We start from the raw sequence: 22,293 nt of genomic DNA on the forward strand, positions 1-22,293 counted from the left end.
GCGACGCACAAGGCAATCGCACCCGTGTCGCAGAGCAAGGTGTATGCCAGGGCTGAAGACTACGTCAGAGCGCTTTGTAGCGCTGTTCGCCCTTGGTCGCAGTAAAAGCCATCGGCGGATTTCTGCTCAGACGTCGCTGTCGTCGGCGGAATTTCCGCCGCTTCCGGAGAACAGCAGCCCGTGCTTGCGCAGTTTGTCGTGCAGGGTCTTGCGTGGCAGGCCCAGAGCTTCGGCCAGGCTGCGCAGGGAGTTGTGCGACCGGCTCATCTCGGCAGCGATCAAACTGCGCTCAAAGGACTCCACCTGTTCATTCAGCCCGGTGCCGGGAGCGATGCTCATGGCCTGGCCGTGGCGCTCATCCAGACCCAGGTCCAGTCCGAGGGCGTAGCGTTCCGCCGCGTTCTGCAGTTCGCGGACATTGCCCGGCCAGCCATGGGCCAATAATTGTGCACGTTGCGCCGAGTCCAGTGGGCGGGCGGTCAGGCCATGGCGTTCTGCACCGCGTTCAGCGAAGTGCCGGAACAACATCAGAATGTCATCACCGCGCTCGCGCAGTGGTGGAATGCGTACACTCGCGACGTTCAGGCGGTAATAGAGGTCGGCACGGAAGCGGCCTTCATCGGAGGCCAGGCGCAGGTCCTCCTTGGTCGCCGCGATGATGCGAATGTCCAGTGGGATGAGCTGGTTGGAGCCGAGGCGTTCGACAGTGCGTTCCTGCAACAGGCGCAGCAGCTTCACCTGCACGTCCAGGCTCATGCTCTCGATCTCATCGAGGAACAGAGTGCCGCCGTTGGCGAACTCGAACTTGCCGATGCGGCGTTTCTGCGCGCCGGTGAAGGCGCCCTGCTCATGGCCGAACAGCTCGCTCTCCACCACTGACTCGGCCAGTGCGCCGGCGTTGATCGCGACGAAGGGGCCGTTACGGCGGCTCGACAGGTCATGCAGGGCGCGGGCGACCACTTCCTTGCCGGAGCCGGTTTCACCCAGCACCAGCACGTCCGCCTGGATCGCCGCGAGCGACGCGACCTGCTGTTGCAGACGCTGCATCGGCGCGGACTGTCCAACCAGACGGCCACGGACTTCTTTCTGCTCGGTCAGCGCCAGACGCAGGCTGCGGTTTTCCAGTACCAGTCGGCGAACGTCCAGCGCGCGGCGCACGCTGTCGAGCAGGGCATCGCTGGGGAACGGCTTTTCGAGGAAGTCGTAGGCGCCCGAGCGCATGGCCTTCACCGCGAGCGGAACATCGCCGTGGCCGGTGACCAGAATCACCGGTAGTTCGGAGTCCTGCGCGTGCAGTTGTTCCAGCAACTGCAGGCCATCAATGCCGGGCATACGGATGTCGCTGACGATCACCCCCGGCCAGTCGCGGGCCTGTTGTGGGTCGATCTGCCGTGCATCGCCGAGTGCGACCACCTTGAAGCCAGCGAGGTCGAGGGTCTGGCAGAGCGCCTGGCGCAGGTGCGGATCATCATCGATCAGCAGCACCTGGGTGGTGGTGTCGAACGGCTCGGCCGAACTCATGCGCGGGTTTCCTCTTGCGGCGTCAGTGTCACGCCGGGGATGCCCGGCAACAGGTGCAATTGTACGAGAGCGCCGCCCTCGGGGTGGTTGCCGAATTCAAGATGCCCGCCCAATGTGCGCAGTAAGGTGTCGCATATGGCCAGGCCCAGCCCCAGGCCTTTCGCGCTGGTCTTGGTGGTGAAGAAGGGCTCACGGGCGTGGGCCAGGGCCTCTTGGGAGAAACCGGGGCCGTTGTCACGCAGGGACAGGATGATGCGTTCGGGCGTCTGCTCGGCAGTGAGCCAGATGCGACGAGGCAGGCCCTTCTCGGCCAGGGCATCGAGGGCGTTCGAGATCAGATTGGAAAGAATCTGCCGCAGGCGCGTCTCGCCGGCCTGCACCCAGATCGCGGCGTCGGGCAGATCGCGCAGCAGTTCCACGTTCATGGCCTGGCGGCGTTGGGCGACCAGAGCCAGAGCGTCATTGATCGCCGGCTGCAGTGCCACGTTTTCCGGTGCGCGCCGGGCGCCGCGGGCATAGGCCTTCAGGTGGCCGATGATCGAGGCCATGCGCCCGGTCAGTTCGCCGATCTGCACCAGATTGCCGCGGGCATCGTCGTAGCGCTCATGGTCGAGCAGTACACGCGCGTTGTCAGCGTAGCTGCGGATCGCCGCCAGCGGCTGGTTGAGTTCGTGACTGATGCTGGCGGACATGGTGCCCAGGGCGGTCAGCTTGCCGGCTTGCACCACTTCATCCTGGGCGTGCATGAGCTCGCGCTGCGCCTGCTCGCGGTTGCTGACTTCCTCCTGCAGCCGCGTGTTAGCGCCTTCCAACTCCTGGGTGCGTTCTTGCACACGCAGTTCCAGTTCGTGCTTGGCCTGCGCCTCGAGGGCAATTCGCTCCAGGTAGTGGCGGCGGCTGATAGTCAGTAGCGACAGCAAAAGAAGGAGCGCGACCAAGGTAGCCGCCCCGATCAGTACGACGCTGCGTACGGGCGCGTCGACCTGGCTGCGCGGGGTATAGATGCTCACCGTCCAGCCGGTCTCCGACAGATGGCGGCTCTGGCTGATCCAGCGCCGCTGGTCGATCTTCAGGGGAGCCGGGTGCAGCACGGGATAGGGAATGTTCTCGGCAATTTCGCGCTGCTTGGCAGGCGACAGCTCCTTGGCCGTGCGGAAACGCCATGCGTTGCTGGAAGAGAGGATGACGACGCCGTTGGAGTCCATCACCAGCAATTGCTCCGGGGTATTGCCCCAGAGCTGCTCCATATGCTCGAGGTCGACCTTCACCACCAGCACGCCGAGCAGTTTGCCGCCATCACGCACATCGCTGGCAAAGTAGTAACCGCGCCGCTTGGAGGTGGTGCCCAGGCCGAAGAACCGCCCCTGCCGGCCTTGCGTCGCCTCCTTATAGTAGGGGCGAAAGGCGAAGTTGCGGCCGACGAAGCTGTCCGGCTGATCCCAGTTGGAGGCGGCGTGGGTCATGCCATCTGCCTGGATCAGGTAGATGACATCGGCGCCGGTGCGCCCGCGGATGCGTTGCAGCTCGAGGTTGGCGGTGTTCTGCGCTGTTAGGCTCTCCGGCGCTTGCAGCGCGGCGCGCAGGGTGGGCAGTTCGCCGAGAATAGGTGGCAGGTCCTCGTAGCGGCGCAAGGTGCCCAGCAGGTTGGCGACGTAGAGGTCGAGGGTTTGCTGGTTTTGTTCGGCGAGTTGTTCGCTGTAGTAGCGCTCGGCGAGGTGGTGCAGCGGCCAGAGCAGTCCGCCCAACGGTAGGAGTATGAGAGCAAGCTGGCGCCAGCGAATGACTCGCATCACTGAGTTGATCGAAAGGCCGATAGGGCGAGCAAGGGATTCCGGTTTCTCACTGATCTAAATACCGTACAAGCCGCACCCGATACTGTCTATGTTAGGCCGCTTCTTTATGGAACGGAAGAGCTCTAAAACGAGCTCTCCAGCCTCTCATTGTTCAACTTGAATAGCGTTGCTGTGAATCTTTCGTTCGCTCCTGGGCTTCCAGCGAAGTATGGGAGACTCAAGGAGATACCAAGATGCGGCGGTAATAGCTAGCGTGAGTGAAAAAACAGAGATGGCAAGCATCGGAATTGGGTATGGAAGGCTTCCATAGAAACCAAGTATCTTGTCATTTCCACCGTACATCATTACGTAGATTATGGGGTAATGCCAAAGATAAAATCCATACGATACTCTTCCTAGCCATGCTAAAGGCTCGGTACTAAGGTTTGCTACAAGAAGTGATTTCTGATCGGAAATTACTTTTGATATCAATATCGCTGATGCGATAGAGACTGTTCCATATCCGTATTTTGTCAGGGAATAGTCAACGAGGCTTTGGTTGAATAGTATGGCTGTTAAATATGCCGAAGCTGGAAGCCAGAGTTTTCCGATTTTCCACAGATAAGTTGATGGAAGGCAAGCGAGGACTGCCCCAAGCAGCAATCCGTCCGCATGAGTATCGAAGCCGCTATACACTCTGGCCGCGCTGTAGCCAATGGTGAGAGCATAGAATCTCCACCATATTGCAATTGCAGCCAATATAATTATCAAGACCCATGTTCGCTTGGATGAAGTGGCCAGTAGCAAGGTGAGTAGCAGTGGCCACAAAAGATAGAATTGCTCTTCAATGGCGAGTGACCACGTATGGCCGGTGAGAACTGCGTCGTACCACTCGAAGGCCCGGTACCAATTCATGACATACAGTAGTGATGGTATGGTCTCTTGGAATGGGTCATTTTTCTTTATCAGCAGGCAGTAGGCGAGTACGGCTGCTAGCATGAGAATAAGGGCGGGATATAATCTTTTTGCTCGTCTTATGTAGAATGCAAGATAGTTTATGGTTCCATTCGCGGTCTGCTCGGCAAGTAGATTACGAGTAATGAGGAAGCCGCTGAGAACGAAAAATACTTCTACGCCGATATAGCCGCCATGGAATGATGTTACGCCGGTGTGATGGAAAAAGACTACTAGCACTGAAAGTGCCCGTAATCCGTCAAGCCCAAGTATCCGTTTGGTATTAAGTGCGCTAAGCATCGTAAGGTATCTGTAGCAGTCCTGAGAAAATGACTGCATTGTATGCAAATACTTACGATCAGGGTACCCTTCTCCGAGCGTAGGAGGGGGCGGCACCGGCGATGGGGCGACGCAATCCGCTTCCCTGTCCTCTATCTCCTGGGGTAAATACTGAGCGATTGCTGCTAGCCGTTGGTCGGCCAAGTTCTGCGGGGGAGACGTCCCCAGTAATTCAGGTAGTACCTCAACATGCTACACAGATGCCAGCGCAGGAAGCGAAGGCTTTTGCGGCTTTTCCGTTGGGCATCATGGATCGCTTGGGTATCGCTGCACTGCGCGATCTTGAGTTCTGCCTTCCAAAGACGGGCGCAAACATCTACATCTTCGTAATAAAGAAAGTAGGACTCGTCGAATCCTCTGACCGTGGCGTAGTCGAGTGAGTCGAACAACATGAACATTCCGCCGACCCAGTCCGGAAATATTGTGCCTTCTCCAGGTGCAATTTTGTAACGATGGCGATTCACGCCGAACGGGCGTAGAAATAACTCTTTGAGTTGCGGGAAGCGCCTGGCGCTGTCTTCGATCAAGCCATTTGGAGAGATGACCAAGGGCGCGATTAGACTGGAGTTTGTGCGTTTTATTTCACGCAGTAGAGTTGGGAATGGGTTCTCGGATAGAATAATATCCGGATTCAGTGGGCAGAAATAAGGCTGTTCGCAGTGTTGAAAGGCAGCATTATGATTGGCGCCAAAACCCCTAGGGCGGACGTTCTGAATCAAGACAATTCGACAGTCTGATGGGAGTACAAGGGGTTCGGGAACATTCAGCGTGATAATCAGCTGCGCTACTTCTTCTAGCTGAAGCAGGGATCTCACAAGTCTTTCAACCATTTCGCCGTGGGCATGGCTGATGATCGATATGGCAATCATGGGCTCGAAGGCGCTCCGCAAGTCGACGGTGTCCAAGAGAATCTCATGAGACGCTCGATTGCTTCAGCAGGCAGGTGCTGTCAAAACGGGTATGCCAGGAATTGGCCAGTACAAACTTAGCATGGAAGCCCTCTTTGTCGCGATACGCGAGGGCCTTGGATGCGAGCTCTGCTATGTCGCCAGTTGATTGACTGATGAATGTCCCTGGCTCGCTGGCTCTGTAGTTCATCTCACCGAAGGCGGTAGAAATGACCGGCAGGCCGGAAGCGCGATACTCGTAGTATTTTATCGGGTCAACCGAGGCAGTGAGCTCATTCCGGCTGAACGGAATGAGGCCAACATCGAAACTCCGGAGTGCCTGCATAGCCTCATCGTGATTGCAGGGCGGGAGCAATTGAACATTCTCGGGCAGGCGGTCGCTCGCCGGAGAGAAGTTGGGGCCAATCAGGCGGACGATATCCTTGGGCCTGCTCTTGGCAAGCTGAATGAGCCAGTTCCAGTCGAACCAGGATGCAATGGTCCCGACATAGCCGAACACGCGACTGTTGGTGCTGGCGTCAGGGTTTGGCGCATGCTGGAAGTGCGCGGGGTCCAGGCCGTTGGGTACCATGAGCAGGTCGTTTCTGTACTGGCTCCAATGCAACTTGAGCTGAGTGCTGGTGACCCATAGCTGATCGACTTGCCGGACGATCGTCTTCTCGCGGGCTGACATCGAGCGGCGGGAAATGCCTTTGTAGAACGCAGGGAATTCATCCATCGCGTCGTAGACCGAAGGAACTTGGTGCAAATGGTTTAGCACGGAGATCGCCAGTCGGCTCGGTTTGCCAATGACGACCAGCGCGTCGTTACCGCGGGTGAAGGCGTCAAGGCGAGAAAGCACGGGGCGCCAAAAAAAATCGTTGGCTCTTGCTATGCCCGGTAGCGGCTCTATCGGTAATGCTCGGGGCTTGAGCAATTCCAGCCAAGAGTAATGCTCCTGTGCCTCGCCTGGCATGGAGGCACTGGCCCGTATGAGATCGTTCAGTTGCGGCAGGCGGGTCGGATAAGGGTCCACCCAGAGCACCTGTCCCCCGGTGCGCAGGTGGAACCATTCCACGAACTTCTGCGGGCGCTGGGCAAAACTTGACCAAGGAACGGGGGACAGGTACACCAGACGCATCAGGCAAAATGCTCCCGAAGCACTTTCGCGATGCGTTCAGCGGCATGGCCGTCTCCATAGGGAGAGATACCGCGTGCCATGGCTTTATAAGCTTCCTCATCATCGAGCAGGCGCTGGGCTTCGTTGACGATTGGCTCGTAGTTCGGGCCTACCAGTTTCACGACGCCCTGTTCCACCGCTTCCGGGCGCTCAGTCTCATCCCGGAGGACGAGTACCGGCTTACCCAGTGCGGGAGCTTCTTCCTGCACGCCACCCGAGTCGGTCAGGATGAGGTAAGACTGCTTCATGGCAGCGACAAACGGCGCGTAGTCCAGCGGTTCGCACAGGATGAAGTTGGGAACCTCGCCGAGGAACTCATAGGCGACGTCTTTGACGTTCGGGTTGGGGTGTACGGGATAGAGGAACTGGACGTTCGGGTTGTTTTCCGCGAGCGTTTTAAGGGCTCGGCAGATATTGCGGAAGGGCTCTCCGAAGTTTTCCCGTCGATGCGATGTCACCATGACCAGGCGCTTGGTCGGGTCCAGCTCGATGCCCAGTTCCAGGGATTTTGCAGCGGTCTGCAGCAGAGCGTCGATGACGGTATTGCCCGTCACGAGGATTTCCGAATCGGAAATGCCTTCCTTCAACAGGTTCTGTCGCGACCCGTCCGTCGGCGCGAAATGCCAGCGGGCCAGTTTGCCGGCGATTACCCTGTTGGCCTCCTCGGGGAAGGGATTCTGCATATCCCAGGTGCGCAGACCGGCTTCCACATGTCCAACCGGGATACGGTGGTAGAAGCAGGCGAGCGCTGCGGTCATGACGGTAGTGGTGTCGCCCTGAACCAGGACGACATCAGGTTTTTCGGCCAGAAGCACATCGTCCAGGTCAAGGAGTAGGCGCGCTGTGAGGGTGGTCAGGGCCTGGTTGGGACGCATGATGTCGAGATCGATATCCGGCTCGATCTCGAAGAAGTCCAGCACCTGATCGAGAATGTGCCGGTGCTGCGCTGTCGCAAGCACACGTACCTCTGCCCAGGATTCGCTCTTCAGTGCGCGAATGACCGGAGCCATTTTGATCGCTTCGGGACGAGTTCCAACGACGCAAAGAATCTTTCTTTTTTCCATGAGGGACCTCTTGTTCAGCCTGCACAGTGCCCCGGCAGGCTCTCGATTCTTGAAAGATAGGCTTCTGCCCGGACATCCCAGCTATTGGCATCCGCCAATGCGCCAAGTCGGGCTTTAAAGTTAGAGTCGGTGCGAAGTTCCAGGGCGGCTTCGATGCAGCCCGCAATTTCCTGCGCGTCCGCGCCGGAAAATACCTCGCTGAAGGCAGTGCATTCGAGCATGTCGCTGGTTACCACCACCGGTTTCTCAAGCGCGAAATACTCAAATAGTTTGAGCGGCGAGGTGGAGCGCGCGATCTCACCCTTCATGAAGGGGATAAAGCACACGTCGAATTTGGCAGCGTAGGCTGGAAGGGCATCGTAACTCACCGGGCCGAGATACAGGGCATTGGGATGCTGGGGAAGGCGTGGCACGCACCCGCTGTAGTCGGGGCCGATGAATATGAATCCCTTGTTGGGCATCAGGAGGCATAGTTCATCGATCAACTCGTACCATAGCCAGGGAGCAATCGCCCCGAAGTAGCCAATGACGTGTTCATGGCGTGCGCGGAAGTCGAGAAACTTCTGCTTCAAGGCTCGAGAGGCATGCTCTTCATTGCGGTAATGTCGAGTGTCTACTCCATTGGGAATGCACAGGCTGCGCTGTTGGCCGCACTCCTGTGTTGCTTCTTCATGGAGCCGGCTGGCTGAGGATACGACGAGATCAGCGCGTGTGAATGCCGCATTTTTGAGCTCCTGCAGCCTGCGCAAATTCGCTTGCCCTCCGGAAATTGCCGCGTCGATGTGGTCGATATATTCATAACAGATGATATCCCCACTCGCGGCAACATTGAGATCCTTCGCGCTGGCAAAAAGCGAGGTGCTGTAGAAGCAGCGCACCGCCCCAGCGAAGGGTGCTGTGTCAGTGCTGGTAAGCCAGACGTTCTCTTCGACCTGTCGGAAGCCCGCGACACGGTCTCCTGTTGTCCTGTAAAGGACAAGGCACCCGAGGCGCCCCATGGCCAGGGCCATGTGATGTGGGCGCTGATAGAGCGTGATGTTCCAATCAAGGTTGGCCTCGAAAACGATCACCTGGCGGAATTGTTTCTCGCCAATTGCTGATTGGAACTCCTGCAGACTGAGACCGCTGGCGTCACTCTGGCCAAGCTTCCCCCCCAACCGAAGCCAGCGCACGAGACGATGCCTGAATCCATGCAGCCTGTTTCGCAGCACAGCTGGCATCGCCCAGAACACTCGCCTTGCAATGGCGTACAGATTGGAGCTGACGCTCACTTCGCCCCCGCCGCCAGTTTTGGATGGGATTTTGAGTCGGCCGCTACAGCGGGAAGGCCATTGATAATACGGCCAACCAATTGCACGTACTGTTGGTAAGAGTTCTTCCTGTCGAGGGCGGCGAGTTCTGCTGGGGACAGATCGGGTTTTACTGGATTCTCATAGCACTCGACCATCGCGGCAGCCAAGCGAGTGTCGAAGTCATCTCCTGACTTCATCTGCCAGATGGCGCCATCGTACTTGGCCATGTCAATTGCCGGTTTGACCAGTCTGACTCCAGGGTTGCTTTCGAAGGCGGAGGCGTGACCGACGTTGCTGGTGACGATGGGTAAATTCGCCACTAGAGCCTCCAACAAGGACAGTTGGCACCCTTCAAAGAAGGTCCCTGCAACGAAAGCGTCAGCCATTGCCAAGTATTCATGAATACTGGGAACCGAACCGCCGTACAGTGCTTTGCCTTGTAGTCCATTTTGCGAGATGTACCCCTGAATTTCCTCCAGAAGCTGTCCTTCGTATACAGGGCCAAGAATGATCAGTCTCACTTTCGGGTGTTTCTTGACCAGTTGTTTGAACGCTCTCAGAGTTGCGATGTGGTTCTTCTGGTGATTGATTGCGCCGACCTCGATGAAGACAAATTCATCATCCGCAAAACCAAAGTGACGCCGGCTCGATGCTCTCGCTGTGACCGGGTCAAAAGCATTGAAGCGCTCCACGTCAATACCATTGGCGATGACGACACACTTGTCAGCCGGAACACCAAGGCGAGCCACGCTGTAGCGCTTGACCTCTTCCGAAACAGCAATGAGAGTTGTTGTCAGACTAGCATCCTGAGTGAACTTTCTCCGGGCAGCATCGTCGAACCACATATAGATGTTATGTATGACCTGCAAGTAGGGAATATTATCGCTGTGGAAATGTTCGATGCCCAAGCTGCAATAGTGGCCCATGGCGACTTTCGGGTTGATATGCCGAATAAGCTCGCGGTGCGACGCAGCATCGTACGTTTGGCAGACAACAGTAAGGCCTCGTTGTTGAGCTTGCTGAACTGCCGCGCCCTGGTTGCCGAGAACGAGCAATGTGACACGATATCCGGCGTCTTCCAGAGTCTTATTCAGGTCGATGACGACATTTTCCAGCCCGCCGGCCTCGAAGTTCTCCACTTGTACCAGGACGTCGCACTCCGACGGCAAAGTCGCCGGCGGATTTATTGGGGCGACATTGGTTGCGGATACCGGGGCAGGCTGTTGTGGGCGAATGAATGGAAGGATCATTCCCCATGCCTGGCGCGAAAGTTTTCCCGCCATTGTCTGGGGTGGCAGCATGTGCCGTGCGCGAGCTAGAGCCTTGGCTTTCCAGTCGCCCGCGGAGCGACTGGCGATGAAATAGTCATAGATCTCATGCGCGCCCGAGTGGCGAATGAGCTTGAGCTGATCGTAGATGCGCAGGTTCTCCGCAGCCATCTGTGCGCGGTTTGCTTCGCTTGGGAGTTCCGAGGAAAGGAATTCGTTGAGCGTGATGTACTTCATGCCAAGCGACTTGAAGTCGCCTATATCCTCGCAGTCGACAATAGGGATTATCCCCATGGCGATGTATTCCACCAGTTTCGTAGGGCAGGCTACGCGGTTGACGATGATGTCTTCACGAAGAATGAATCCGTAGTGGCACTCCGTATAAAGCTTCATCAATTCCGAGTGGGCTTTCTTTTCCACGATTACTCGGCCAGCCATGTCATCTGGCAGCATGGCTTTGACTGTATCGGGCTCGGGGCAGTAGAAGCGGTGCTGGCAACGGTCGACGGTCTTGGCGATAGCATCGATCATCTTGGGCACTTGCTGCCATTTGTGCAGACCACCCGCGTACACCACCACAGGTTTCCCGTCGGCCAGCGGGCGGCTCTCGATATGCGGCTCGAAGCTCGGGAACATCGGGAACTCAACCGTTCTGGCTCGAAGCGTGTCACGGAACTTCTGCTGCAGATACTGCCGCATGGCGTTGGTCACGACGATTGCAAGCCCGGCCTTCTTCACAGCAAGTTGCTCGTGCTTATCGAACATAACGGCGCTGTAGAAGTCATTGTGCATACGGAATTCTTCAGGTACGACGCCATGAATATCGATGGCCTTCCTGATGAAAGGTACATGCATCAACAGCCCGAAACGGTTGTCTTGCATGCGCAGTACGCTATGGAAGTAAATCCTCCGGCAACGCAATGCGGTCGCGATAGCAAACAACCTAGCTACCCAGCGGTGCAGTGGGGTGCCGGTTACTCTCAAAACGATGACCCCGGCCTCCGGGCGATCGAACCAGACCCCGCGCCCGCGCAACTCTTCCGACTCGACGTAGATGCGCCAATGATTGGAGAACAGTCGGTCGACGATCTGGATGCGTTGGAAATACCCATCGCTCTGCCGTTCGGGATAGAAGTACCCGCCGAAGAAGACGATACCGTCGAACTTTCGTATGAACTCGACACCTTTTCGTGCCAGAGTCAACGCCCTCGACAGGCGACTTCTCGACTGGGACTCTTTGGCTGGGGCATAGCTGGTCGGCTCAGTAATATCGGCTTGAGTGGCGGCGTTGGCTGCCGTCTTGATGCTGGTAATATAGAAATGAATCGCAAAGTTGCATTCGACCCGCTCATGGATACCGTTTGCAATATAGGATAGCTTTTCCGATATTTTTTGGGCATGCACCTTATCGAGCTTTCGGGTTTTCAGCGCCTGAGCTGCTTCAACGATAATTTCAGACCATTGTCCAGCTAGGTCGCCATAAGAGCGCGCGTGCTCTGTTTTTCGCTTGAGTTCTTCTGGCGCATGCTCCGCACAGCTCTCCAGGGAATGGGAAAGGTTGGCGAACTCAGACTCGAAATGGTTGATCTGTCGAGCGATGTTCTTCTTGTGCCTTTCAAGAAATGCAATCTGTGCCGGAGACGCAGGAGCGTTCTTCAGTGCGAACTCAAGATCGCAGGCATAGGATACGATCGGCTTCTCTGAACGGCGCTGCCAGGTGATATTGTGCTTCTGCTCTAGGTATGTCTTATTTTTCTGAGCACTGTTGCTGAAATATTCATACTGGAGTTTTCCGAAGGATGCAGAGCCCCAGTGATGGATATATACGTCGCGAGCCAGATAAATAGAAAACCCGGCATCTCTGGCGCGCAGGCAGTAGTCATCATCCTCGAATCCTCCTGGGAAGAAGGTATCATCGAGCAGACCCAGTTTTTCGATGACTTTTCGGCTGAGCATGACACAGAAGAATGTGACATCAGCTTCGACCAGGTTGCCCTTCCATTCAGCGTGCCAGCGTTCAGCGAAGTCCTGCACTTGCAGATAGGGGGTCTCTGGAATGAGGATGCTATCCTGGTCTACGAAGTCTTTCAAATTTGCTTCGTAGTCAACCGGGATGCACTGCTCACCGTCAGCCCTATTGGTCGATGAGCTGATAATATCCTTCTTATAGGCGAGCATTCTATCGAGCCAATGATCGGTAACAATGACGTCACTGTTCAGCAGGCAGATATCGCTGATTTCCGGGTCCGCCATAAAGGCGGAAATGCCAATGTTGTTGCCGCCGGAGAATCCAAGGTTCTCCGGCTGCTCGATATATTGCCAGTCGGGGCCCATCTCTTGTTGATGGGCTTGCATGATTTCCCGGATTCGGCTTTGTTCGTTGAATTCAGAGGCGTTGTCGACAAGGATGAGTTTGTAGGGCGAAGCGTTGTGTGCTCGTCTTACACTTGCTAGTGTCGCTTTGACAGCGTCTGCCGCGTTGTATGAGACAATGACGATCCCGGTTTTTTTGGCGTAATTCATGTCTTGTTCCTTTTGACAACGCGACGAAGCAAGTGCATTAGTAAATCAGTTTTTGATTGCGGTAGTTTCCTGAATTCCTGGCATTCCAGCCCAAGTGCGACAGCCGTCTCTTGGGCCTCGCCCAGACTCTGGATTTCTGCTGTGAGTTCGGCAACACGATTATATTGTTGCTGCAATTCTGCAGCGAGCGACTCGATATGGGCATGTTGTCGCTGCAATTCCATGGCCAGCGCTTGGGTGTGTGCATTCTGGCGCTGTATTTCTTCGGCCATGTCCAGCGTATTAGAGTACTGGCGTTGCATCCCATCAGCCAGTTCTTGGGCATGGGCGTGCTGTCTCTGTACTTCTGAAGCCAGCTCCAGGCCATTGAGGTGCAGTCGTTGGACTTCCGCAGCCAGTTCCTGGCCATTGGACTGTTCTCGCTGGACTTCGTCAGCCAACTCCTGGCTAATGGAATGCTGTCGCTGAACTTCTGCGGCCAGCGCTTGGCTGTTGGAGGACTGCCGTTGCACTTCCGCTGCCAACTCGAGACCATTGGAGTGCTGCCGCTGGATCTCTGCCGCAAGCTCCTGTCCATTGCTGTATTGCAGTTTCACCTCCTCCGCCAATGCGTTGGAGTTGGATTGCTGTTCACGGACTTCCGCTACGAGCGACTGGGCGTGAGATTGCTGCCGTTGGATCTCTGAAAGAAGTTCTTGAATGTAGGTTTGCTGTCGCTGAACTTCTGCGCTGAGCCCCTGAGCATACGTCTGCTGCTGCTCCGCTACCTTGGCAATATTCTCGGCATTGGATTGCTGCTGCTGGACCTCCAGCGCCAGCGTCTGGGCATTGGCATGCTGGCGTTGGACTTCCTCGGCGAGTGCCTGGGCATTGGAGTGCTGCTGTTTGACTTCCTCGGCAAGTGCCAAGGAGTTCTCGAATTGGTGTTTTACCTCGGCTGTCAGACGGATGACTTCTGCATCTTTCTCTGACAAGAGTATAGAGAGTGAGTCCAGTGACTCTTCGATGTCTCGAATCCGGCTGTCACGTGCATTCACCTGGCGCTCATAGAATCCCTGACTTTCCTGTTGAAAGAGCCCGGGCTTCAGTTCGGCTTCATGAAGAGCATGAAGCATGTAGCCGGCGCGCGACGCCTTGTCCATCAACTGAGCCATTTCCGAGAAACCGAACGGAAGAGGGGCTTTAGGGTCGCCAATGATGTTCAGCCAGGGGCCGGAGGCAAGCCGTACGGCTTCGTTGACCGCCCTCTGCAAATAGACCTTGGCCTGTTCGCTGTCGTGCTGGCTGATCGATAAGGTGGCAAGCCAGAAGTAAGCGTCCAGGGTCTTGTTGCCCAGAAGAGGGCTGAATGCGGTGACGTCCTTGGCAGCGCATGCTTCATAGAATGCAACTGCTTCCTGGTAGCGCCCTGCGGATCTTGCTACTTCGGCGCTGGCGTAGAGCAGTGACACCTGCCATCTCAGTTGATGAGGCGACGGGTTCTGAATCGAACAATACTGCTGGGATCGCTCTTGCAGGAGCCTCTGCACTTCTGCTGAGTGCTCACCGGACTCCAGCAAGCCATAAATGCGTCCGCATAGAGCGGCGCCGTAATCCACGGAAAGCGGGTCTGCCGACTTCAGGACCTGATCCTGCAGTGAGGCGAGCAGGTGATGGGAGTTTGCTCGCATGCCGCGCGCGACTATCGAACGCAGCAGCCAAGGGTTCTGATAATCCCTGCAGAACGCTGATACGTGGAAGTCGGGTGAGTCCGGTGTGTTCCAGAAGTTCTCGGTGTAGGGTACATCTGCATGGGCGACGGGATCAGCCATGCCTAGGATAATGATCCATTCTCCATCTTGCGATAGTGGACGATCCGGCGGGACCTCTACCCAACTGCGTGGCGAGAAATGGCAGCGCATGGCGCCGCCGGCCGTTTGCAGGAAGCCCTTCTCCAAGAGGAAATGGTCGCCACATTCGGATACCAAGCGATCCCAAGTATAGACGTGGAGGTGATGCGGGTTAGGGTCTTTGCCTGTTTCGTCCGCCCAATTATTCGGGGCGCAAACCATGATCCGCCCGGATGGCCGAAGTACCCTTTTCAGTTGCTGAAGATAGGCCTCGGGTTCGGGAACGTGTTCGATGGTCTCGAAAGCCGTAATGAAGTCAATGCTGTTATCTGGGATGTTTTCCAGTGCCTGGGCATCGCCCACCAGGAAGTCTAGCTTTCCCGGCTGACCGTAATGGGCGTTGGCGTAATCGATGCCGAAATCACTTAGATCGACGCCTATCACGGACTCAGCGGGAGAGGAGGCGTACAACAGATGGCTTCCGTAACCCAGTCCACATGCGACGTCGAGCACTCGGTCACCGGGACGTACATATTCCGCCGCTTTCTGGTAGCGAATACAGTGGGCATCGCTACGTCTGCCAGTTTCGCGCAGCATATCGGTATGCAGCAGCCGCTCTTCTTCGAGGACAGTCAGATCGAAGTCGCGCAGCGCTTCGTCCGGTACTTTCTCGAGAAGCACGAAGATGTGCGCCCCGTCTTCGTTCAGGGACTCGTACGGGTTGGCGCGGTAGTACAGAGGGTGCTTACGAAAGCCGGCTTCAAAGCACCGCAGCTCCCACCACGCTCGTTGTGGCGGCGAGGCTTCTGCGCCCGTGCCGGCCGGAAGTCGGAGGAACACATAGCGTGAGCTGACGCGTCGAACTTCCTTGAGTGCTCTGGAAAGTTTCTCCGGAGATAAGGCACCTAGGCTCTCGATGGATACGACTGTCTCGAAATAATTATCCGGAAAGGGAAGTGCCAGGATGTCACCACTGAAGCACCGCTCCGGCGTAATCCCGGTCTTGGCGTTGTTGCGTAGCAACCCATAGGCATCAACCCCGCTTTCCAGCAGTTCAGGCAACAGTTGTGCGTGGAGAGTGTCCAGAGCCAGGGTCTGGCCATTGCCGCAACACTCTCGAATGAGCCGGGCCAGCCAGCTAGACCCCGCTGCGTCGCGAATTGCAGCTTTCAGATCTCGTTCGCCGGCCTCTTGATCGGCGGGGTTCGGCTGATCGTTCATTGCCAGGTCGCCTCCATACGCAAATCAGAGAGACCGCCAAAGAAGTACTCGTCTTGGCGCATCAGCGTCTGGAAGAAGGCAGCCTCATCCTTCCAGTGAAGAATACGCTGGCCCATGTAGTCAGGAGTCTCTTCGAAACTGACCGCTGCCTGGATTTCATACAGGTTAGGCCCCAGGATGGAGTCGCAATTCAACCAGACGTCGAATTCCTCGCCCCTTTTTATCTCGCGCTTCCAGAAGAGATCGCCGTCGCGGGCCCCAGACAGGATCTGCATATCCTGGTTGAGGGTGCCCCAGGAGTAGATCTTGATACCTTCCCGGTTGCGCAGGCGTATGGACACGTTGATGCGATCCGACTTGATAGTCGATCGACAGGTCACACGGATCCGAATCTGGTCGCCAGGATAGAAAACAGCACAGGGCTCATCGTTGCCATCGAACGTTTTCACCGAGGCGATCTGGATACCGCCGTCGCCGAACGAAATGTTGTCGGAGCGTCCTGTTAGGGGTGGTGCTGATACTTCTGCAGGCTCGACTGGTTGCTCTTGTTCCGGGGCTGCCTCCGGTTCGGGTTCTGCGACCGCTACTTCTTCTTCCTGCTCAGGGATCAGGCTTGCGAAGTAGGCAGATTCCTCTTCGTGCAGAAGCTTTCGATAGGCGAGCAGAATCTGGGAGGAGGCCCCCTGGATGATTTCCTTGCCACCTTTGAGCAGGATGGCTCGATGGGTCAGTGTCCGGACGGATTCCTGATCGTGGGAGACGAATAGCAGGGTCACACCATCGGCGAGCAATTTCTCGATGCGCGAGAAGCAGCGCTTCTGAAACAGCGCATCACCAACCGCCAGCGCCTCGTCGACGATGAGAATGTCCGGATCAATCTGTACCTGAACCGCGAATGCAAGCCGGACCAGCATGCCGCTGGAGTAGGTCTTGACTGGCTGATCGAGGTATTCCCCGATATCTGCAAATGCCGCGATTTTGTCGAAGCGCTCGTTAACCTCTTCTCGGCTCATGCCCAGCAGCATGGCATTGAGGTAGACGTTCTCGCGCCCAGTGAAATCTGGGTTGAAACCCGAGCCGAGCTCCAGCAGAGCAGCGACTCGACCACGAGTGGTTACGCTTCCTACCGTAGGGGAAAGGGTGCCGGTGATCAATTGAAGAAGCGTACTCTTGCCGCTACCGTTCCTGCCAACAATGCCGAAGGATTCCCCTTTCTTGATCTCGAAGGAGATGTCCCGCAGTGCCCAATGCTCTTTGAAGTAGGTTGAGGGCTGCATGTTGAGCCCCCGTTGCATCGGCGGAATAATGAACTGTTTCAGTCGGTCTCGTGGCGACGCGTAGATTTCGTAGCGCTTTCCGAGCCCGTCGACTTTAATCGAGCATTCATCAGAGGACATCGGCGAATCCTTTTCTTGTTTTCTGGAACCAGGCAAAGCCTGCCCAAGCAAATATGGCTGAGGCAATGGTCTGAATTGCCCAGTGCTCCCAACTGATCGACTGTTTCCAGACGAGCACGCCACGTGCCTGTTCGATCAGGAATGTCAGAGGGTTGAGCTGGAAAGCGAGGTGCATGTTTTCCGGAAGCGCGCTTATTGGGAAGAAGACCGGAGAGAGCAGCATCAAGGCCGGAATGATGGCGCCGACGATTTGGCTGACATCGCGAAGGTAGACGCCCAGTGAAGCCAGAATCCAGACGAGGCCCAGGGTCAGCAGCAGCAACGGGATCAGCACCAGCGGCAAATAGAGCACTTCGATTGCTGGCGTGCCGAAGAAGATGAAATAGAAGAGCAGCCAGACTGCCAGGCTGGCGAGAAAATGAAAGCCAGCGGCGCCCACCAGCACGAACGAAAGGGTCTCCAGAGGAAAGACAACTTTCTTGACGTAGTTGGGGTTGCCGATGATGAGCGTTGGTGCGCGTCCAACGCACTCAGCGAAGAAGTTGAAGATCAGTAGGCCCGAAAAAAGAATGAGGGCGAACTCGGTCTTGGAGTCGGTGCCACCCGGCCAGCGGGCCTTGAATACGGTACTGAAAAAGAACGTGTAGACCGTCAACATCAAGACTGGGTTGAAAAGAGACCATAGGGTGCCAAACAGCGACCCCTTGTAGCGTCCGATAACTTCCCGCTTGATCAGCGCGAGGATGAGCCCGCGGTTTTTCCAGTAGCCGGAGCAGAGCTGTATCGGGGAGATCGAGGCCATTTGCATCAGAAGTAAACCTCGGCCGACTCGAAATCTACCCCACGGGAGTCCTTGTCTGACAACTGTGGCTGATAGTCGATTGGCCACTCAATGTTCAGCGTCGGATCATCCCAGCGAATGCAGCGCTCATGCTCCGGCGAGTAGTAGTCGGTGGTTTTGTAAAGGAACTCCGCGGAATCCGAGAGCACGACGAACCCGTGGGCGAACCCTTCTGGAACCCATAGCTGGTGCTTGTTCTCGGCACTCAACAGAGCTCCGACCCATTGTCCGAACGTCGCTGAGGAGCGACGCAGATCGACGGCTACGTCAAATACCGAGCCGCTCACGACGCGGACGAGTTTTCCCTGAGAGTTCTGGATCTGGTAATGCAGGCCGCGCAGCACGCCCTTTACTGAGCGCGAGTGATTGTCCTGAACAAAGTTGATCGACTTGCCAACGACCTGTTCGAAGAGTTGTTGGTTGAAGCTTTCGAAGAAAAAACCGCGATCATCGCCAAAGACTTTCGGCTCGACCAATACGACTTCCGGAATTTCAAGGCGGGTGGTTTTCATCAGTAAACGGTCTCGACCAGCAGGCGTTTCAGGTATTGGCCATATCCATTTTTCGCGAGCGGGGTCGCCAGTGCATTCAACTGCTCGGCGCTGATCCACTTTTGGCGAAAGGCGATTTCCTCTGGGCAAGCGACTTTCAGGCCTTGCCGATTTTCCAGAGTGGCAATGAAGTGACTCGCCTCGAGTAGCGAGTCATGCGTTCCAGTGTCCAACCAGGCGTATCCGCGGCCCATGATTTCCACGGAAAGAGCGCCACGCTCAAGGTAGATCCTGTTTACGTCGGTGATTTCCAGTTCGCCCCGCGCGGACGGCTGAATGCTCTTGGCAATATCGACGACCTCGTTGTCGTAGAAGTAGAGGCCGGTAACTGCATAGCTTGACTTGGGTTGTCTGGGCTTTTCTTCCAGGCTGATGGCTGTGCCATTGTTGTCGAACTCCACGACGCCATAACGTTCAGGGTCGTGCACGTGATAGGCAAACACCGTCGCGCCGGATGGGCGGCGCCTAGCACTGGTCAGGAGTTCCTGAAAGTCATGACCGTGATAGATGTTGTCACCTAGCACCAGGGCGCAGGTTTCATTGCCAATGAACTTCTCGCCTATCAGGAACGCTTGTGCCAGCCCGTCGGGGGACGGCTGGACGGCGTACTGCAGGTTCAGCCCCCACTGACTGCCATCTCCCAGCAATTGCTCGAAGCGTGGGGTGTCCTGCGGTGTCGAGATCACTAGGATGTCGCGGATACCTGCGAGCATGAGGGTGCTCAGCGGGTAGTAAATCATCGGTTTGTCGTATACCGGCAGCAGTTGCTTGGAAATGGCGAGCGTTGCCGGATGCAGACGAGTGCCTGACCCGCCGGCAAGAATAATTCCCTTACGATTCATACAATTCCCTGATCCACCAATTCTTTGATCATTCGGCTCACGTGATACTTCCAGTCCGGAAGTGTCAGATTGAATGTCCGTTGCAGTTTCTCATTCGCAAGTCGCGAATTCGCGGGACGCCGGGCTGGAAGTGGGTAGTCAGCCGTTGTAATGGGACTGATCCGATCGGTTGTCGCCTGCAGTTCGAGGCCGTGGCGTGCGGCCTCGGCTACGACAAACTGTGCATATCGGTGCCAACTGGTTTCGCCGCTGGCGACCAAGTGGTACGTGCCACTGGCGCATTGTGCCAGTTGGAGGTCCCGCGCCAGTCGTTGCAGCATCTGCGCGGTGACATCGGCAATCAGTTCTGCGCTGGTTGGAGCGCCGAACTGGTCAGCGATGACGCGTAACTCCTGGCGCTCCTTGGCCAGGCGCAGCATGGTCCTGGCGAAGTTCATACCGCGGGACGCATAGACCCAGCTAGTGCGAAGAATGAGATGACGGCAGCCGCTGTTGCGAATGGCTATCTCGCCTTCAAGCTTCGTCCGCCCATAGACGCTGAGTGGGCCCGTGGGGGCCGCTTCGTCGATAGGTTCGTCGCCACTGCCATCAAACACATAGTCCGTGGAGTAATGAACAAGCCAGGCCCGGAGATCAGCTGCCGAGTTGGCCAGCGCTTCCACGGCGTCAGTATTGATGCGTTGGGCGCTCCTTGCGTCACTCTCAGCATTGTCTACGGCCGTGTACGCGCCTGCGTTGACGATGACGGTGGGGCGTTCGCTGGCGATAAGTCGCTGGAGACCGTCAATGTCGGAAAGGTCTGCGCGTTGTCGATTGCATACGATCAGGTCGCCCAAGATGGAAAGGGATCGCTGCAGTTCCCAACCGACCTGGCCGTCTGCACCCAGAAGTAAAATCTTGTTCATGTGTATTGCTTGCCTACCCACTCGCGATATGCGCCGCTGGTGACATTGCTGACCCAGTTCTGGTTGTCCAGGTACCAGCACACAGTCTTGCGGATCCCTGTTTCGAAGGTTTCAGCTGGTCGCCAGCCAAGCTCACGCTCGAGTCGGGTTGCGTCAATCGCATAGCGCCGATCATGGCCTGGCCGGTCTTTGACGAAAGTGATCTGTTCGCGGTAACTCCGTCCGTCGGCGCGAGGCTGCTCCTGGTCGAGGATGTCGCAAAGCGTGTGGACCACATCGATATTGGCCTTCTCGTTCCACCCGCCCACGTTGTAGGTCTCGCCGAGCTCTCCAGCCTCCAGAACGCGGCGAATGGCCGTGCAATGATCCTTCACGTAAAGCCAGTCTCGAACCTGCTGTCCGTCGCCATAGATCGGCAGCGGCTTGCCCGAGAGTGCATTGTGGATGATCAGCGGAATGAGCTTCTCGGGGAAGTGATAGGGGCCGTAGTTGTTGGAGCAGTTGGTGGTCAGGACCGGCAGACCGTAGGTGTGGTGATAGGCGCGCACCAAGTGGTCGGACGCTGCCTTGGATGCGGAGTAGGGGCTGTTGGGCTCGTATTTATTGCTCTCGCGGAAAGCTGGGTCGGCGGGTGAGAGCGAGCCATAGACCTCGTCGGTAGAAACGTGCAAGAAGCGGAAACCCTGCTTTTCGGCCTCCGACAGTTGGCTCCAGTAGGACCGAATGGCCTCCAACAAGCGGAAAGTGCCGACGATATTGGTCTGAATGAAGTCTTCCGGACCGTGGATCGAGCGATCCACGTGGGATTCGGCGGCGAAGTTTAGTACCGCGCGTGGTTTGTACTCCACCAGTAGGCGCGAGACCAGTGCGCCATCGCCAATGTCGCCGTGAACGAATACGTGACGTGGGTCGTCGTCCAGGCTGGCGAGATTCTCCCGGTTTCCTGCGTACGTCAGCTTGTCGAGACTTATGACCTGTTCGTCATGGCTGGCCAGCCAGTCAAGCACAAAGTTGGCGCCGATGAAGCCGGCGCTACCAGTAACGAGGATCGTCATGAAGTCAGTCCTTTCGAGTTAATTGCCAATCGCGGATGTTCTGTCCGGTTCGCGCTCAATTCCCAGCGGAGCGTCCGACTCCATGGGTACAAGCTCGCGCCATTCTTGAGTAGAGGCACTGGTGGCAGGAAGTAGGCGGTAGAGATGTGCGCGGTAGGTCGCTGCCCGGCAGAGGGTAAGCGATGACGGCATTGGCGCACCACGACTGGCGACGAAGTGCTGTTGGGGGCTGCACGACATTTCGAGGTGTTGAGTGGTGGGGGAAGCCCTGTTTGCGCTTGTTCATCGATATCGCGAGTAGTGGCATCGGACGAGGCTGAGGAGCCTTGTCTGCGGCGGATCCATCCAGTGAGTACTTTTCCATTCATTGTGGAGCCTGCTGATTGCGCTGGTTTGAGGCGCAAAGAACAGGAGGCAAGGCGAAGATTATATGCGTCGGCGAAGGCACTTAAAACTGTGAGTTGGTGCAGGGACGTAATCCCTAGGCTCGCAATAGACCTGATTGCGGTGCAAATGTTCGGGACGTCGTCGACGCGCTGAACAAAAAAGGCCTGCGCTGAGGCAGGCCTTGGGGGGAGGGGTGGTGCCGGCACCAGGAATCGAACCCGGGACCTACTGATTACAAGTCAGTTGCTCTACCAGCTGAGCTATACCGGCAAGGAGGATCGTCATTATAGTGATGCGATCTGAAGTGTAAACCTTAGATTTTTCAGTGTGATGCAGATTGTGGGGTAGGGCTTTCACTCAATCGCTCGGGATTTTCGGCTTGACGCGGAGCGGTTACGCCACGGTGGCGATTGTCCAGAGCCTATTCTGCACGGAGCGCGCGAAGACGAATCGGCGCTCTTCGCG

Annotated in this window: 15 protein-coding genes and 1 tRNA gene; all 16 read right to left on the reverse strand. The window is 56.7% G+C overall.

Features of this window, described 5'->3' with window-relative positions; genetic code table 11:
- Nucleotides 1-126: 126 nt before the first annotated feature.
- The 16 genes from AC2T4A_RS06775 to AC2T4A_RS06850 all read right to left on the reverse strand — a co-directional run bounded on the left by AC2T4A_RS06775 (nt 127) and on the right by AC2T4A_RS06850 (nt 22,098).
- Complete coding sequence (locus AC2T4A_RS06775; protein ID WP_486742957.1) at nt 127-1,521, reverse strand: sigma-54-dependent transcriptional regulator; 1,395 nt, start codon at nt 1,519-1,521, stop codon at nt 127-129.
- Complete coding sequence (locus tag AC2T4A_RS06780; protein WP_486742958.1) at nt 1,518-3,311, reverse strand: sensor histidine kinase; 1,794 nt, start codon at nt 3,309-3,311, stop codon at nt 1,518-1,520. The genes AC2T4A_RS06775 and AC2T4A_RS06780 overlap by 4 nt, the downstream gene beginning before the upstream one ends.
- Nucleotides 3,312-3,458: 147 nt before the next feature.
- Nucleotides 3,459-4,547, reverse strand: coding sequence for an acyltransferase family protein (locus AC2T4A_RS06785; protein ID WP_486742959.1), 1,089 nt, complete (start codon nt 4,545-4,547; stop codon nt 3,459-3,461).
- Between the two features lie 164 nt (nt 4,548-4,711).
- A complete protein-coding gene (locus AC2T4A_RS06790; protein ID WP_478377720.1) occupies nt 4,712-5,491 on the reverse strand; it encodes a glycosyltransferase family 2 protein in 780 nt (259 codons plus the stop codon).
- 7 nt (nt 5,492-5,498) lie between these two features.
- A complete protein-coding gene (locus AC2T4A_RS06795; RefSeq protein WP_478377721.1) occupies nt 5,499-6,614 on the reverse strand; it encodes a glycosyltransferase family protein in 1,116 nt (371 codons plus the stop codon).
- Nucleotides 6,614-7,717 (reverse strand): non-hydrolyzing UDP-N-acetylglucosamine 2-epimerase, encoded by a 1,104-nt coding sequence (wecB, locus tag AC2T4A_RS06800; protein WP_478377722.1) that lies wholly within the window; start codon nt 7,715-7,717, stop codon nt 6,614-6,616. Before wecB ends, AC2T4A_RS06795 begins: the two co-directional genes overlap by 1 nt.
- A gap of 14 nt (nt 7,718-7,731) precedes the next feature.
- On the reverse strand, nt 7,732-8,988 hold the full coding sequence (locus AC2T4A_RS06805) for a glycosyltransferase family protein (protein WP_486742960.1): 1,257 nt from the start codon (nt 8,986-8,988) through the stop codon (nt 7,732-7,734).
- Nucleotides 8,985-12,800, reverse strand: a complete 3,816-nt coding sequence (locus AC2T4A_RS06810) for a glycosyltransferase (protein ID WP_478377724.1) — start codon at nt 12,798-12,800, stop codon at nt 8,985-8,987. Before AC2T4A_RS06810 ends, AC2T4A_RS06805 begins: the two co-directional genes overlap by 4 nt.
- Nucleotides 12,797-15,850, reverse strand: a complete 3,054-nt coding sequence (locus AC2T4A_RS06815; RefSeq protein ID WP_478377725.1) for a class I SAM-dependent methyltransferase — start codon at nt 15,848-15,850, stop codon at nt 12,797-12,799. Before AC2T4A_RS06815 ends, AC2T4A_RS06810 begins: the two co-directional genes overlap by 4 nt.
- Nucleotides 15,847-17,247, reverse strand: coding sequence for an ABC transporter ATP-binding protein (locus tag AC2T4A_RS06820; protein ID WP_478377726.1), 1,401 nt, complete (start codon nt 17,245-17,247; stop codon nt 15,847-15,849). Before AC2T4A_RS06820 ends, AC2T4A_RS06815 begins: the two co-directional genes overlap by 4 nt.
- Nucleotides 17,237-18,055, reverse strand: a complete 819-nt coding sequence (locus AC2T4A_RS06825; protein ID WP_478377727.1) for an ABC transporter permease — start codon at nt 18,053-18,055, stop codon at nt 17,237-17,239. Before AC2T4A_RS06825 ends, AC2T4A_RS06820 begins: the two co-directional genes overlap by 11 nt.
- Nucleotides 18,055-18,600, reverse strand: a complete 546-nt coding sequence (gene rfbC / locus AC2T4A_RS06830; protein WP_478377728.1) for a dTDP-4-dehydrorhamnose 3,5-epimerase — start codon at nt 18,598-18,600, stop codon at nt 18,055-18,057. The genes AC2T4A_RS06825 and rfbC overlap by 1 nt, the downstream gene beginning before the upstream one ends.
- A complete protein-coding gene (rfbA, locus tag AC2T4A_RS06835; RefSeq protein WP_478377729.1) occupies nt 18,600-19,481 on the reverse strand; it encodes a glucose-1-phosphate thymidylyltransferase RfbA in 882 nt (293 codons plus the stop codon). The genes rfbC and rfbA overlap by 1 nt, the downstream gene beginning before the upstream one ends.
- Nucleotides 19,478-20,386 (reverse strand): dTDP-4-dehydrorhamnose reductase, encoded by a 909-nt coding sequence (rfbD, locus tag AC2T4A_RS06840; protein ID WP_478377730.1) that lies wholly within the window; start codon nt 20,384-20,386, stop codon nt 19,478-19,480. The genes rfbA and rfbD overlap by 4 nt, the downstream gene beginning before the upstream one ends.
- On the reverse strand, nt 20,383-21,441 hold the full coding sequence (rfbB, locus tag AC2T4A_RS06845) for a dTDP-glucose 4,6-dehydratase (RefSeq protein ID WP_478377731.1): 1,059 nt from the start codon (nt 21,439-21,441) through the stop codon (nt 20,383-20,385). The genes rfbD and rfbB overlap by 4 nt, the downstream gene beginning before the upstream one ends.
- Before the next feature lie 581 nt (nt 21,442-22,022).
- A tRNA-Thr gene (locus tag AC2T4A_RS06850) sits at nt 22,023-22,098 on the reverse strand.
- Nucleotides 22,099-22,293 lie beyond the last annotated feature (195 nt).

The organism is Pseudomonas sp. PVC-3-1, assembly GCF_057444315.1.

Bases quoted from the DNA above. Each gene is read 5' to 3' on its own strand.
- rfbD (WP_478377730.1), bottom strand. From the start codon at position 20,386: ATGAACAAGATTTTACTTCTGGGTGCAGACGGCCAGGTCGGTTGGGAA.
- wecB (WP_478377722.1), bottom strand. From the start codon at position 7,717: ATGGAAAAAAGAAAGATTCTTTGCGTCGTTGGAACTCGTCCCGAAGCG.
- AC2T4A_RS06775 (WP_486742957.1), bottom strand. From the start codon at position 1,521: ATGAGTTCGGCCGAGCCGTTCGACACCACCACCCAGGTGCTGCTGATC.
- rfbA (WP_478377729.1), bottom strand. From the start codon at position 19,481: ATGAATCGTAAGGGAATTATTCTTGCCGGCGGGTCAGGCACTCGTCTG.
- AC2T4A_RS06785 (WP_486742959.1), bottom strand. From the start codon at position 4,547: ATGCTTAGCGCACTTAATACCAAACGGATACTTGGGCTTGACGGATTA.
- AC2T4A_RS06825 (WP_478377727.1), bottom strand. From the start codon at position 18,055: ATGCAAATGGCCTCGATCTCCCCGATACAGCTCTGCTCCGGCTACTGG.
- AC2T4A_RS06780 (WP_486742958.1), bottom strand. From the start codon at position 3,311: ATGCGAGTCATTCGCTGGCGCCAGCTTGCTCTCATACTCCTACCGTTG.
- rfbB (WP_478377731.1), bottom strand. From the start codon at position 21,441: ATGACGATCCTCGTTACTGGTAGCGCCGGCTTCATCGGCGCCAACTTT.
- AC2T4A_RS06810 (WP_478377724.1), bottom strand. From the start codon at position 12,800: ATGAATTACGCCAAAAAAACCGGGATCGTCATTGTCTCATACAACGCG.
- rfbC (WP_478377728.1), bottom strand. From the start codon at position 18,600: ATGAAAACCACCCGCCTTGAAATTCCGGAAGTCGTATTGGTCGAGCCG.
- AC2T4A_RS06795 (WP_478377721.1), bottom strand. From the start codon at position 6,614: ATGCGTCTGGTGTACCTGTCCCCCGTTCCTTGGTCAAGTTTTGCCCAG.
- AC2T4A_RS06820 (WP_478377726.1), bottom strand. From the start codon at position 17,247: ATGTCCTCTGATGAATGCTCGATTAAAGTCGACGGGCTCGGAAAGCGC.
- AC2T4A_RS06815 (WP_478377725.1), bottom strand. From the start codon at position 15,850: ATGAACGATCAGCCGAACCCCGCCGATCAAGAGGCCGGCGAACGAGAT.